Consider the following 13,907-nt stretch of genomic DNA (forward strand, 5'->3'; position numbering starts at 1 on the left):
GGGCAGCGCGGCAGGGCGCCGGCCCGGCCCGGCGTGGCGGTCGCGCCGCCGGCCGGGGCGCCGGCGGCGACCGCCCAGCCCCAGCGCCCGGTGTACTCCGCCGCCGCCTGGAACGCGGTGGCGCGGGTGCGGCGCCGGGTGCCCCGCGGTGCCAGTCGCAGGTGCCCCAGCCGAAGATCGCCGAACAGGTTGTCCATGCCTCCCCCAACAGGTTCTCGTTGCCGGTGGTTACGGGATCGTGACAGTGCGTCGATTGTCCGATGTGGTGCGCGTGGTGCGGGGACGGCGCGCAGTGAACGGCGCGCGCCAGTTGGTGCGTCGCGATCCGGGGTCCGGCTTGCGGCGGCCGGGGCGGATGGCGGATCGTCGGGGGCGGGCGCCGCCCCGGCCGGGCCGGGGTGTCAAACTCGCCTGGGACTGCTGAGGGTTGCCGTGCCGGGTGAAGCGTCGGTGGTGACTTGGCGGCCTGCATATGCCGCTGCGGCCGGGCTACCAGTGAAGCGTGTGCGGACTGGACGCGGTTCACCCGTGGGGGTGGCGAAAGGTGGCGTTTCCCCGGCGATGCTCCCCCGGATGGTCGAAAGAGCGTTACGTTCAGCTCACTGACCGCGACCAGTCATGCACCCGGTGATTCACTCCGGCCCTTTCGGGGACGGGAGTTGGGGATTCGGCGAGCAGCTCGCCGGTCGGTGGCACGCCAGTGCGAGAGCAGTACGGCAGTGGTACGGCGGCAGTGCCGCGGTACGGACAGGTACGGCACGTCTAGGAATCGCCCGCGACCGTCGGGCATCACGAGCGGGGCCCCGTGGGCGGGGCCGGGCGGATGGGGACGTTCCCATGGCAGAGAAGCAACCGAACGAGAAGCTGACCTCGTGGTTCGGCCGAAGCGGCTGGTCCAAGGGCGAGTTGGCCCGGCAGGTCAACCGCAGGGCCCGGCAGATCGGGGCGCACCACGTCTCCACCGACACCTCCAGGGTGCGCCGGTGGCTGGACGGTGAACAACCGCGCGAGCCGATCCCGAAGATCATGTCGGAGCTGTTCTCCGAGCGCTTCGGCTCGGTGGTCTCCATCGAGGACCTCGGCCTGCGCGCGGCCATCCCGGTCTCCACCGTGGGCGGCGGTGTCGACCTGCCCTGGAGCGCGCCGCAGACCGTCCAGCTGATCAGCGAGTACTCGCGCAGCGACCTCATGCTCAACCGGCGCGGCTTCCTGGGCACCTCGCTCGCGCTGACCGCCGGAGCCGCCCTGATCGAGCCGATGCAGCGCTGGTTGACCCCGGGCCCCGGTGGCGCGCCCACCCCGATCCTGACCGCCGCCAACGGCGGCGAGCCGTTCAGCGGCCGGCTCTCCGAGCCGGAGCTCGAACTGCTGGAGCAGACCACGGTGATGTTCCGCCAGTGGGACGCGCAGAACGGCGGCGGCCTGCGCCGCAAGGCGGTGGTCGGCCAGCTGCACGAGGTCACCGACCTGCTCCAGGAGAGCTACCCGGAGCAGACCACCCGCCGGCTCTTCCGGCTCACCGCCGAACTCGCCCACCTCGCGGGCTGGATGTCGTACGACGTCGGCATGCACCCGAGCGCGCAGAAGTACTACGTCCTCGCGCTGCACGCCGCCAAGGAGGCCGGCGACCGCCCGTTCGGCGCGCTCATCCTCACCGACATGAGCCGGCAGATGATCCACCTCAACCGGGGCGAGGACGCCCTGGAACTCATCCACCTCGCGCAGTACGGCAGCCGCGACACCGCCACCCCGAAGCAGCAGTCCCTGCTCTACGCGATGGAGGCACGGGCCTACTCGACGATCGGCGAGATCAACCGCTGCGCCCGCGCCGTCCGGCTGGCGGAGGACACCTTCACCGACATCCGCGAGGGCGACAACGACCCGGACTGGCTCAAGTTCTTCTCGGCGGCCGAGCTCAACGCCGAGAACGCCCACTCCTACCGCGACCTCGCCTACCACTCCAGCCGCAGCGACCTCTACGCTTCGATGGCGGCGCCGGTGATGGAGCGCGCGGTCGACCTCTTCCGCCAGGACGAGGACCACGTCCGCTCGTACGCCTTCAACCTGGTCGGCATGGCGAGCGTGCACCTGCTGCAGAACGAGCCCGAGCAGGCCGCCGTGATGGCCGGGCAGGCGGTGGACATCGCCACCAAGGTCCGCTCGGAGCGGCTCAACACCCGCGTGCGCAAGACCTCGGAGGCGGCCAACCGCAACTTCCGCGGCGTCCCCGGGGTCAGCCGGCTCGCCGACCGCGTGGTGCAGGAGATCCCCGAGTTCGCGTCGGCGGTCTGACCGCCGGCCCCGCCCGGGCGTACGGATCCGGCCACCGGAGCCCGTCGATACGCAATCGTCACCGACCGTGGAGGCCCTCCGCCTCCACGGTCGGTGATCGTTTGGGCACTCCTCGTGCTGTGCGGCCGTACGGTAACCCATGTCCTGTCATGGCACGGCCGTAGTTCACGTCGGCGTAACCCTGGCGTTCGCGACGTCACGGCAGCGAAACACCCAGCCGCATCGGCCGAAACCCGCCTTCGGCACTCTCCTCAACAACGCCGACATCCTGGGTGGCACGGGACAGGTACCCACGGGTGGAGCGGCATTCATTCACGAGGAGACGCCGATGCCGGACGGCTTCAGCGCAGGCGATACCGCCTTTGTGCTCATCAGTGCGGCCCTGGTCATGTTGATGACCCCGGGCCTGGCCTTCTTCTACGGAGGCATGGTCAGGGTCAAGAGCACGCTCAACATGCTGGTCATGAGCTTCATTTCGCTCGCCATCGTCAGCGTGCTCTGGGTTCTCTACGGCTACACGCTCAGCTTCGGCCCCGACGCGGGAGCCGGCCTGATCGGCAACCTCGACTACCTGGGGATGAAGGGCATCGGGCTGAACGACCTGACCGGCAGCATTCCGGTCACCACGTTCGCGGTCTTCCAGCTGATGTTCGCCATCATCACCCCCGCCCTGATCAGCGGTGCGATCGCGGACCGGGCCAAGTTCGGCGCCTGGGCGCTGTTCATCGCCCTCTGGGTGACGATCGTCTACTTCCCGGTCGCGCACTGGGTCTTCTTCTTCGACAAGGGCAACGGCGGCTGGCTCGGCGACCGCAACGGCGTCATCGACTTCGCCGGTGGTACCGCGGTCCACATCAACGCCGGTGTGGCCGGCCTCGCCCTCTGCCTGGTGCTCGGCAAGCGCGTCGGCTTCAAGCGTGACCCGATGCGCCCGCACAGCCTGCCGCTCGTGATGCTCGGCTCCGGTCTGCTCTGGTTCGGCTGGTTCGGCTTCAACGCCGGCTCCGCGCTGGCCGCCAACGGCGTCGCGTCGATGGCCCTGATCAACACCCAGATCGCCACCGCCGCCGCGGTACTCGGCTGGCTCGTCTACGAGAAGATCAAGCACGGCGCGTTCACCACGCTGGGCGCCGCCTCCGGCGCGGTCGCCGGCCTGGTCGCCATCACCCCGGCCTGTGGCTCGGTCAGCCCGATGGGCTCCATCGCGATCGGCCTGATCGCCGGCGCCGCCTGCGCCGCCGCCATCAGCCTCAAGTACCGCTTCGGCTTCGACGACTCGCTCGACGTGGTCGGCGTGCACGCCGTCGGCGGTGCGATCGGCTCGCTGCTCGTCGGCATCTTCGCCACCGGCACCGTCGGCCAGACCGCCAAGGGCCTGTTCTACGGCGGCGGCCTCGACCAGCTCGGCAAGCAGGCGATGGGCGTGGCCGTGGTCGCGGTCTACTCCTTCGTCCTCTCCTGGCTGTTGGGCCAGGCGATCCACAAGACCATCGGCTTCCGGGTCAGCGAGGACGTCGAGGTGGCCGGCATCGACCAGGCCGAGCACGCCGAGTCCGCGTACGACTTCAGCGCGATGGGCGCCAGCCTGGGCCGGGCCACCGCGGCCGCCGCGCCGGCCGCCGCCAAGACCGAGAAGAACGCCGAGAAGACTGAGGTCGGTGCCTGATGAAGCTCATCACTGCGGTCATCAAGCCGCACCGCCTGGACGACGTGAAGGCCGCTCTGCAGGCCTTCGGGGTGCACGGTCTGACCGTCACCGAGGCCAGCGGCTACGGCCGCCAGCGCGGTCACACCGAGGTCTACCGGGGCGCGGAGTACACCGTCGACCTGGTGCCGAAGGTGCGGGTCGAGATCCTCGTCGAGGATGACGACGCCGAGCAGGTGATCGACGTCCTGGTGAAGGCCGCCCGGACCGGCAAGATCGGTGACGGCAAGGTCTGGAGCGTCCCCGTCGAGACCGCCGTCCGGGTCCGTACCGGCGAGCGCGGGCCGGACGCCCTCTAACATTCTCCCGGACACCACGAACACCCCACGCGGATCTGCGACCGGCTTCCCGGTCGCAGGTCCGCTGGCGGCATATCAGGACCAGGCACCGCCCGGACGACGGATGGGGATCTTGAAATGACGACCGAAGCCGGCCCGCCCTCCTCGCCCGCCGACGGACAGCAGGGGCCCACCGAGTACAGTGCCGCCCGCGCCCGCCTGCTCGCCGATCCCGCCGTCAGCGGCTCCGGGCGCCGCGCCGCCCTCGCCGCCCTCACCGACGACTGGCTGGCCGGGCTGCTCACCGCCGCCGGCGCCCCGCCCGGGGTGGCCCTGGTCGCCGTCGGCGGCTACGGCCGCGGCGAACTCTCCCCCCGCAGCGACCTCGACGTCCTGCTGCTGCACGAGGGGCCCGTCGACGCGGCCCTGCCCGAGCGCATCTGGTACCCCGTCTGGGACAACGGCGCCGCCCTCGACCACTCGGTCCGCACCCTTGACCAGGCCCGCACCGTCGCCGCCGGGGACCTCAAGGCCCAGCTCGGACTGCTGGACGCCCGCCACATCGCCGGCGACGCCGCCCTCACCGCCTCGCTGCGCTCCGCCATACTGGCCGACTGGCGGGCCACCGCCGCCACCCGCCTGCCCGAACTGCAGGAACTCTGCGCGGAGCGCGCCGAGCGGCACGGCGAACTCTCCTTCCTGCTGGAGCCCGACCTCAAGGAGGCCAGGGGCGGCCTGCGCGACGTCGTCGCGCTCAACGCGATCGCCGCCTCCTGGATCGCCGACGCCCCGCGCGACGGGCTGGACGCCGCCGCCCGCCGCCTCAGCGACGTCCGCGACGCGCTGCACCTCGCCACCGGCCGGGCCACCGAACGCCTCAGCCTCCAGGACCAGGACCAGGTCGCCGCCGCCCTCGGCGTACTCGACGCCGACACGCTGCTGCGCCAGGTCTACGAAGCGGCCCGCACCATCACCTACGCCGGTGACGTCACCTGGCGGGCCGTCGACCGGGTGCTCGCCGCGCGCTCCTCGCGCGGCCGGCGCTCCTCCCGGCTCTCCTTCCCCTTCACCGGTGCCGGGCGCGGCACCGGCGCCGTCGCCCGCGGCGCCATCGACCGCCGCCCGCTCGCCGAGGGCGTCGTCGAACAGGACGGCGAGGCCGTCCTCGCCCAGGGCGCCCGCCCCGCCACCGACCCCGTCCTGCCGCTGCGCGCCGCCGCCGCTGCCGCCCAGGCCGGCCTGACCATCTCGTACGCGACGGTGCGGCGGCTGGCCGCCGAGTCGCGGCCGCTGCCGGTGCCCTGGCCGGACGAGGCCCGCGAACAGCTGATCACCCTGCTCGGCGCGGGGGAGGCGTGCATCCCGGTCTGGGAGGCCCTGGAGGCCGAAGGCCTCATCACCCGGCTGCTGCCCGACTGGGAGCGGGTCCGCTGCCGGCCGCAGCGCAACGCCGTGCACCGCTGGACGGTCGACCGGCACCTGGTGGAGACCGCCGTGAAGGCCGCCGCGATGACCCGCCGGGTGGCCCGCCCCGACCTGCTGCTCGTCGCCGCGCTGCTGCACGACATCGGCAAGGGCTGGCCCGGCGACCACTCCGAGGCCGGTGAGGTGATCGTCCGGGACGTGGCCGTCCGGATGGGCTTCGACCGCGCGGACACCGAGACCCTCGCCCTGCTGGTGCGCCACCACCTGACGCTCGTCGACACCGCCACCCGCCGCGACCCGGACGACCCGGCCACCGTCGACCTGATCAGCAAGGTCGTCGGCACCCTGTCGCACCTGGAACTGCTGCACGCGCTCACCGAGGCCGACGCCACCGCCACCGGCCCCGCGGCCTGGAGCAGCTGGCGGGCCTCGCTGGTCGACGGCCTGGTCGGCAGAGCCGCCGCCCAGCTGGCCGGCGGCTACCCCTTCCCGGCGGACGCCGAGCCGACCGCCGAGGAGGAGCGGCTCGCGATCGAGGCCGCCCGCACCCAGGGCCCGGCGCTCTCCCTGCACGCCCAGAGCAACCAGGACTCCTTCGCGACCGAGCCGATGGGCGTCGACCTCACGCTGGCCATCCCGGACCGCCCCGGCCTGCTCGGCACCGTCGCCGGCGTGCTCGCCCTGCATCGGCTCACCGTCCGCGCGGCCAGCCTGCGCGAACTCGACCCGATCGGCGTCGGCGCCGTCCTGCTGATCTCCTGGACGGTCACCGCCGAGTTCGGCGACCTGCCGGAGGCCGCCCGGCTGCGCGCCGACCTGCGCCGGGCCCTGGACGGCTCGCTGGACGTCGCCCGCAAACTCGCCGAACGGGACGCCGCCGCCCCCCGCCGCCGGGGCATCAGCACGCCGCCGCCGGTGGTCTCCGTCGCGCCCGGCGGTGCCTCGGCCACCGCCACCGTGCTGGAGGTCCGCGCCCACGACGCACCCGGCCTGCTGCACCGCATCGGGCGCGCCCTGGACGGCGCCGGGGTGCGGGTGCGGACCGCGCACATCTCCACCCTCGGCGCGGACGCCGTCGACGCCTTCTACGTCACCGACGCGGCCGGCCGGCCGCTCACCCCCGGCCGGGCCGCCGAGGTGGCGGCGGCGGTGCAGAGCGCACTGGGGTAGGACACCCGCCTCCGGGGGTCCTGTTCCCGGGGGTGGAGACCGTACCCGGGGCGGCCGGATACCCTGGGGGCGACGACCGTACCCGTATCGATGCCGCAAGGGACCCGCGACGACGTGTTCGACACTCTTTCCGATCGCCTCGCAGCGACGTTCAAGAACCTCCGGGGCAAGGGCCGCCTCAGCGAGGCGGACATCGACGCCACCGCCCGTGAGATCCGGATCGCGCTGCTCGAAGCGGATGTCGCGCTCCCGGTGGTCCGGGCCTTCATCAAGCAGGTCAAGGACCGGGCGCTCGGCGTCGAGGTCTCCGGCGCGCTGAACCCGGCCCAGCAGATCATCAAGATCGTCAACGAGGAGCTCATCAACATCCTCGGCGGCGAGACCCGAAGGGTCCGGTACGCCAAGACCGGCCCGACGGTGATCATGCTCGCCGGTCTGCAGGGTGCCGGTAAGACCACCCTCGCGGGCAAGCTCGGCCACTGGCTCAAGTCGCAGAAGCACACGCCGCTGCTGGTCGCCTGCGACCTCCAGCGCCCCAACGCCGTCAACCAGCTGACCGTCGTCGCCGAGCGCGCCGGCGTGGCGATCTACGCCCCCGAGCCGGGCAACGGCGTCGGCGACCCGGTCAAGGTCGCCCGCGACTCGATCGAGTACGCCAAGCAGAAGCAGTACGACGTCGTCATCGTCGACACCGCCGGCCGCCTCGGCATCGACGCCGAGCTGATGCAGCAGGCCGCCGACATCCGGGCCGCGGTCAACCCGGACGAGGTCCTCTTCGTCGTCGACGCGATGATCGGCCAGGACGCGGTCACCACCGCCCAGGCCTTCCTCGACGGCGTCGACTTCACCGGCGTGGTGCTCTCCAAGCTCGACGGCGACGCCCGTGGCGGTGCGGCCCTCTCGGTGGCGCACGTCACCGGCCGGCAGATCATGTTCGCCTCCAACGGCGAGAAGGTCGACGAGTTCGACGCCTTCCACCCGGACCGGATGGCCTCGCGCATCCTCGGCATGGGCGACGTCCTCAGCCTCATCGAGAAGGCCGAGCAGACCTTCTCGCAGGCCGAGGCCGAGAAGATGGCCTCCAAGCTGCAGGGCGGCGGCAAGGACTTCACACTCGACGACTTCCTGTCGCAGCTGGAGCAGGTCCAGAAGATGGGCTCGATCTCCAAGCTGCTCGGCATGCTGCCGGGCATGGGCCAGATCCGCGACCAGATCAACAACATCGACGACAAGGACGTCAACCGCGTCGGCGCGATCATCAAGTCGATGACCTCGGCCGAGCGGACCGACCCGAAGATCATCAACGGCTCGCGGCGGCTGCGCATCGCCAAGGGTTCGGGCGTCGGCGTCGGCGAGGTCAACAACCTGGTCGAGCGGTTCTTCGAGGCCCGCAAGATGATGTCCGCGATGGCCTCCGGCAAGGGCATGCCCGGTATGCCGGGCATCCCGGGCATGGGCGGCGGCGCGAAGAAGTCCGGCAAGAAGGCGCAGCCCGCCAAGGGCCGCAAGAAGTCCGGCAACCCGCTGAAGCGCGCCCAGGAGGAGCAGGCCGCCGCCGAGCGCCGCGCCCTCGGCCCGGGCGCCGGCCAGCCCGAGCCCGCCCAGGGCGGCGCGTTCGGACTCGGCGCGGGCAAGGGCCCGGCCGACTTCGAGCTGCCCAAGGAGTTCAAGGACCTGCTCTGACCCGTTGAGGGCCCGTTGACGGCCCGATGACGGTCAGCGGCCGCTCCGCCCGTACGGCTCGTACGGCCCGCCCCCGGACCTCCGGGCGGCGGGCCGTACGCGTTCCCGGGGCGTGACCGATGATGGTGGGGTGCGAGTGACGATTCGGGCGCCGAGGCCCGCAGACGTGGAGCAGTACGCCGAGGCCGTCCGGCGGTCCGCCGAGCACATCGGCCGGTGGAACCCGGTCGAGCCGGACGGCCTGCCGGAACTCCTCGGGCGCCAGGGCTCCGGCCTGCGGACCTTCCTGATCGTGGATCAGGCCGCCGGCGGGCTGGTCGGCAAGTGCAACGTCGCGAACATCGTGATGGGCCGGTTCTGCAACGCCGCCCTCGGCTACGACTCGTACGTGCCCTTCGACGGCACCGGCCGGATGACCGAAGGCATGCTGCTGGTCGTGGACCGCTGCTTCGCCGAGCAGGCGGCGGGCGGCCTCGGCCTGCACCGGCTGGAGATCAACGTGCAGCCGGACAACGCGCGCTCGATCGCGCTGGCCCGGCGGCTGGGCTTCCGGCACGAGGGCTTCACACCGCGGATGCTGTACCTGGGCGGAGCCTGGCGCGACCACGAGCGGTTCGCGATGACGGCTGAGGAGTGGCCGGGGCTGCCGGCCGCCGGCTGAGGGGGTGCCGTCCTGTTGCCTCCTGCCTCCTGCCGCTGGTCGGTTGTCGGTTGTCGGTTGCCGGGTCTCGGCGACCGGGGGCGCCCGTGGCTCTGCGGGCGCCCCCGATGCCCGGGGCACGGCTCAGCGGACCTGTTCCGCGATCACGTACCGGAAGACATTGGCCATCCGTACCGCGCCGCCCGGCAGCAGGTACGGCTGCAGCACCTCCTCCAGCTCCTTCGCCACCAGCGACCGGCCCGAGAACTCGGCCGCCGCGTCGTACAGGCCGGTGGAGAGCAGCCCGCGCACCGCACTGTCCAGGTCCGCGTACGCGAACGGGCAGCTCACCCGGCCGCTGCCGGCCGCCCGCAGGCCGGCGCCGACGAGCAGGTCCTCCAGTCCGCCCGGGCGGCTCAGCGCGAACGGGTCGCGCGCCGTCGTACGGCCCGCCCGGCGGCGCGCGACGTCCAGCACGGCCGCGCTCTCGCAGCGCTCCGGCGGGCCCCAGGCGGCCAGCACCACGTGCCCGCCGAGGTGGGTGCGGCGGGCCGCCTCGGCGACCAGCGCCTGCGGTTCGGCGGCGCCGGGCAGCTGCTCGAAAATCGTGACGAGGGAGTAGGCCGTGCGGGGGACGGCCCCGTCCTCGGCGCCACCCGGTCCGGCCTCGCCGACCCGTAGCCGGCGATCCCGGGCCAGCTCCCTCAGCTCCGCCTCGGCCTCCAGCCCGGCGACCTGGGCGCCGCGGCCGGCGGCCAGCAGCAGGGCCAGCCCGGAGCGGCAGCCGAGGCCGAGGACGCTGGTGGCCGTGCCGACCTCAAGACGGTCGTAGACCGCCTCGTAGAGCGGCACCAGCATCCTTTCCTGGATCTCCGCCCAGTCGCGGGCCCGGCCGGGCTGCTGCCCGGGAGCCCCTTCCCGGCGCCCGCGGGCGCCGGTGCCGTGCTCGTCCTGCCCGCGGTGCGCGGTCGTGCCGGTCGCTTGCGCTGAAGCCATCGCGGCCTCCCATCCGGTCCTTCGGTGTGGTGTCCATGGCTCCCCCAAAGTCCCGCCCCACTCCCAGCGAACAGCGGCTCGGGCGCGCCGTCCAGAGGGGTGCAGGGTGATATCCGTGCGCCCGGGGCGTGCGCCCCTCCGCCGGAGCGGTGCGCAGCCGCGCGGGATCGGGGCGGGGCGGATTCGGAGCTGGAGCCGGACTCCCCGTACGATTCGCCCCATGGCAAAGGCACCCGTTCTCACCCCCCAGGCGGACGACTTCCCGCGTTGGTACCAGGACCTCATCAACAAGGCCGAGCTGGCCGACAACGGTCCGGTGCGCGGCACCATGGTCATCCGACCGTACGGCTACGGCCTGTGGGAGCGGATGCAGCAGGAGATGGACGCCCGCATCAAGAAGGCAGGCGCGCAGAACGCCTACTTCCCGATGTTCATCCCGCAGTCCTACCTGACCAAGGAAGCCGAGCACGTCGAGGGCTTCGCGCCCGAGCTCGCGGTGGTCACCCACGGCGGCGGCAAGGAACTGGAGGAGCCGGTCGTCGTCCGGCCCACCTCCGAGACGATCATCAACGAGTACTTCTCCAAGTGGGTGCAGAGTCACCGCGACCTGCCCCTGCTGATCAACCAGTGGGCCAACGTGGTCCGCTGGGAGCTCCGCCCGCGCGTCTTCCTGCGCACCACCGAGTTCCTCTGGCAGGAGGGCCACACGGCCCACGCCACCTACGAGGACGCTCGCGCGTACGCCTCGCACATCCACACCGAGGTCTACGCCGACTTCATGGTCAACGTGCTCGGCATCGACGTCGTGCTCGGCCGCAAGACCGCCAAGGAGCGCTTCGCCGGCGCCATCAACACCCTCACGCTCGAAGGCATGATGGGTGACGGCAAGGCGCTGCAGATGGGCACCAGCCACGAGCTGGGCCAGAACTTCGCGAAGGCGTTCAACACCACCTACCAGCTCCAGGGTGCCGAGCGCGAGTACGTCTGGCAGACCTCCTGGGGTGTCTCGACCCGCATGGTCGGCGGCCTGATCATGTCGCACGGCGACGACAACGGCCTGCGCGTCCCGCCGCGGCTGGCCGCGACCCAGGTCGTCGTCCTCGCCATCAAGGGTGACGACGCGGTGCTCGCCAAGGTCCGCGAGATCGGTGCCGAGCTGGAGGCCGCCGGCCTGCGCGTCGTCGTCGACGACCGGACGGACACCCCGTTCGGCCGCCGTGCCGTCGACTGGGAGCTCAAGGGCGTACCGGTGCGCATCGAGGTCGGCCCGCGCGACCTCGAGGGCGGCACCGCGATGCTGGCCCGCCGCATCCCCGGCGGCAAGGAGCCGGTGGCGATCGATGCCCTGGCCGCGCTCCTGCCCGGCCTGCTGGAGGAGGACCAGGCGCTGCTGCTCCGTCAGTCCCGTGAGCGCCGCGAGTCGCGCACGGTCGACGTCACGACCATCGACGAGGCCATCGAGGCCGCCGCCACCGGCTGGGGCCGGATCTCCTGGGCCGACCTCGGCCCGCAGGGCGAGGCCAAGCTGGCCGAGCAGGGCGTCTCGGTGCGCTGCATCGTCGCCGCCGACGGTTCCGTCCCGCTGACGGACGACCAGGAGGGCAATATCGCGATCGTCGCGCGTGCCTACTGAGCCTGGTTCAGTAGTTACCGGACGGTTCATTTCCGTGCCTGGCGGGCCCCGGTCAGCGAGGTGGGGTCGGGTGTCTCATCTGTTGACATGCCTACTGACCGGTCAACTGCCGGTATTAACGGAATAGCGGTACGGTGTACGGCCCGTGGCCCTGTCAACTCGACGAGGGCTGCGGGCCGCACGTCTTGGGCGATCGCCCGCCCAGGGGTGGAAGCAACGAGCCCGCCGGACTCCGTCGGGCCCTGACTTGCAGGGGGTTGGTCTTGCGTCAGATCCACAACGCGCCATTTGCGCGCTGCCACGCATTCCTGGGAGTTTCCTGGGAATTCCCGGAGAATGGGATGACCCGGAACATCGGCACGCACCGCATCGTTGGTCTAGCGTGAGCACGACACAGCCCCTCGTCCTCGCGGCCGAACTGGCCGCCGCCTGGAGTGACATCCAGACCCACCACCAGGACCTCCCCGACCTCGCCTCGCCCGAGGCCCTGATCGGCGAGTCCTCCTCGGCCTGCGGCACCCGGCTCGGTTTCGAGCGGCTGCTGCACGAGGCCGCCCACGGCCTGGCCGCCGCCCGGGACATCCGGGACACCTCGCGGGCCGGGCGCTACCACAACCGGCGCTTCCTGCTGCTCGCCTCGGAGCTCGGCCTGGCGCACCCGGTGGAGCCGCACGCAAGCAGCGGCTTCTCCCAGGTGACCATGCTCAAGGAGACCCAGGAGCGGTACACCGACACCATCGAGCGGCTCGACCGGGCGCTCGGCGCACACCACGACGCCGTGGCCGGAGAGGGTGCGACGCGCGCCTTCCGCGGGCCGGCCGCCCGGCACGGTTCCTCCGGGGGCGGCGTGCGGGTCAAGGCGATCTGCGGCTGCGGCCGCAACGTCCGGGTGGTGCCGTCGGTGCTCGCGCAGGCCTCGATCGTCTGTGGCGCCTGCCAGCAGCCGTTCAAGATTGCGTAGTCAGGGGCTCGGCTGACCGGAGCGAAAGCCTTCGGTCGGCCGGGCCTTCGGTCTGCCCGCCTGCTCTGCTCGCCCTTTCCCGTCCTGTCCTGCCTGTGTTCGCTCGCTCGGTCGGCTTGGTCGGCTCGCTCGGCCGAGGGGGGTGGGGGTGCTCGCAGGCGGGGCGGGCGGGGCGGTTCTGCCGGGTGCCGCCTCGCTGCCGCCGGGCGTCCGGTTGTGCCCCTGGTCGGGCCGACCTGCGGCGGTATGGCACAATTGACAGCTGAGTACTCGGCAGCCGAGCAGGACCCCTCTCTCCTACGGCTGGCGTGTCCCTTGAACGGCCGACCCCGCAACCCCACGCGGTGACGCGGCCGCTCACCCACGTCAACTCCAGGAGAATCCACTCCCGTGGCAGTCAAGATCAAGCTCAAGCGTCTCGGCAAGATTCGCGCCCCGCACTACCGCATCGTCGTCGCCGACGCCCGCACCAAGCGTGACGGTCGCGCCATCGAGGAGATCGGCATCTACCAGCCGACCTACGATCCCTCGAAGATCGAGGTCGACAGCGAGCGCGCCCAGTACTGGCTGTCCGTCGGCGCCCAGCCGACCGAGCCGGTGCTCGCCATCCTCAAGCTGACCGGTGACTGGCAGAAGTACAAGGGCCTGCCGGCCCCGGCGCCGCTCAAGGTCGCCGAGCCCAAGGTCGAGGACTTCTCGCACCTGTTCGCGAAGGCCGTCGCCGGCTTCGAGGACAGCACCACCGGTGTTGCCATCACCCCGAAGGCCAAGAAGTCGGACAAGGCCGAGGCTGAGGCCGACGCCGCTTCCACCGAGGCCTGACCGTGATCGAGGACGCCCTCGATCACCTGGTGAAGGGCATCGTCGAGCACCCCGACGAGGTACAGGTGCGCTCGCGCAACCTGCGTCGGGGCAACACCATCGAGGTGCGCGTGCACCCCGATGATCTCGGCAAGGTGATCGGCCGTGGCGGCCGCACCGCGCGTGCCCTGCGCACCGTGGTCGGCGCACTCGGCGGTCGCAACGTCCGGGTCGACCTCGTCGACGTGGACAGCATTCGCTGACTCCGCTGCTCTGCGGATGCGGAGCAGTACGGAGCAGGCAGTCTGCTTGGGGCCGGTCGG

Annotated in this window: 11 protein-coding genes and 1 pseudogene; 10 read left to right on the forward strand and 2 right to left on the reverse strand. The window is 71.9% G+C overall.

Annotated features, from left to right (window positions below; all coding sequences use genetic code 11):
* A pseudogene (locus tag ACFUK0_RS26285) lies at positions 1 to 197 on the reverse strand (hypothetical protein); the annotation flags it as partial.
* Between the two features lie 640 nt (positions 198 to 837).
* Here ACFUK0_RS26285 and ACFUK0_RS26290 point away from each other — a divergent pair.
* The 6 genes from ACFUK0_RS26290 (at position 838) to ACFUK0_RS26315 (ending at position 9,214) form a co-directional block, all read left to right on the forward strand.
* Positions 838 to 2,292, forward strand: coding sequence for a hypothetical protein (locus ACFUK0_RS26290; RefSeq protein WP_380254353.1), 1,455 nt, complete (start codon positions 838 to 840; stop codon positions 2,290 to 2,292).
* Between the two features lie 328 nt (positions 2,293 to 2,620).
* Positions 2,621 to 3,958: an ammonium transporter gene (locus ACFUK0_RS26295; RefSeq protein ID WP_380254355.1), complete on the forward strand. Its 1,338-nt coding sequence runs from the start codon at positions 2,621 to 2,623 to the stop codon at positions 3,956 to 3,958.
* Positions 3,958 to 4,296 carry a P-II family nitrogen regulator gene (locus ACFUK0_RS26300; RefSeq protein ID WP_380254357.1) on the forward strand — a complete coding sequence of 113 codons (339 nt, stop codon included), beginning with the start codon at positions 3,958 to 3,960 and terminating at the stop codon, positions 4,294 to 4,296. The genes ACFUK0_RS26295 and ACFUK0_RS26300 overlap by 1 nt, the downstream gene beginning before the upstream one ends.
* Before the next feature lie 117 nt (positions 4,297 to 4,413).
* Positions 4,414 to 6,870 carry a [protein-PII] uridylyltransferase gene (locus tag ACFUK0_RS26305; RefSeq protein ID WP_380254359.1) on the forward strand — a complete coding sequence of 819 codons (2,457 nt, stop codon included), beginning with the start codon at positions 4,414 to 4,416 and terminating at the stop codon, positions 6,868 to 6,870.
* A 114-nt stretch (positions 6,871 to 6,984) separates the two neighbouring features.
* Entirely contained in the window at positions 6,985 to 8,553 is a 1,569-nt protein-coding gene (gene ffh / locus ACFUK0_RS26310) for a signal recognition particle protein (protein WP_380254407.1), read from the forward strand.
* A gap of 130 nt (positions 8,554 to 8,683) precedes the next feature.
* A complete protein-coding gene (locus tag ACFUK0_RS26315) occupies positions 8,684 to 9,214 on the forward strand; it encodes a GNAT family N-acetyltransferase (protein WP_380254361.1) in 531 nt (176 codons plus the stop codon).
* Between the two features lie 123 nt (positions 9,215 to 9,337).
* Here ACFUK0_RS26315 and ACFUK0_RS26320 read toward each other — a convergent pair whose 3' ends face one another.
* Entirely contained in the window at positions 9,338 to 10,189 is an 852-nt protein-coding gene (locus ACFUK0_RS26320) for a class I SAM-dependent methyltransferase (RefSeq protein ID WP_380254363.1), read from the reverse strand.
* A gap of 220 nt (positions 10,190 to 10,409) precedes the next feature.
* On the opposite strand from ACFUK0_RS26320, the gene proS reads away from it, so the two are divergent.
* The 4 genes from proS (at position 10,410) to ACFUK0_RS26340 (ending at position 13,847) form a co-directional block, all read left to right on the forward strand.
* Positions 10,410 to 11,822, forward strand: coding sequence for a proline--tRNA ligase (proS, locus tag ACFUK0_RS26325; RefSeq protein WP_380254365.1), 1,413 nt, complete (start codon positions 10,410 to 10,412; stop codon positions 11,820 to 11,822).
* A 382-nt stretch (positions 11,823 to 12,204) separates the two neighbouring features.
* Positions 12,205 to 12,783, forward strand: a complete 579-nt coding sequence (locus ACFUK0_RS26330) for a hypothetical protein (protein ID WP_380254367.1) — start codon at positions 12,205 to 12,207, stop codon at positions 12,781 to 12,783.
* A gap of 390 nt (positions 12,784 to 13,173) precedes the next feature.
* Positions 13,174 to 13,605 carry a 30S ribosomal protein S16 gene (rpsP, locus tag ACFUK0_RS26335; RefSeq protein WP_380254369.1) on the forward strand — a complete coding sequence of 144 codons (432 nt, stop codon included), beginning with the start codon at positions 13,174 to 13,176 and terminating at the stop codon, positions 13,603 to 13,605.
* A gap of 2 nt (positions 13,606 to 13,607) precedes the next feature.
* Entirely contained in the window at positions 13,608 to 13,847 is a 240-nt protein-coding gene (locus ACFUK0_RS26340) for an RNA-binding protein (protein ID WP_030306741.1), read from the forward strand.
* Positions 13,848 to 13,907: the final 60 nt, after the last annotated feature.

The sequence above is a fragment of the Kitasatospora sp. NPDC057223 genome, from assembly GCF_042669755.1.
GTDB lineage: Bacteria > Actinomycetota > Actinomycetes > Streptomycetales > Streptomycetaceae > Kitasatospora.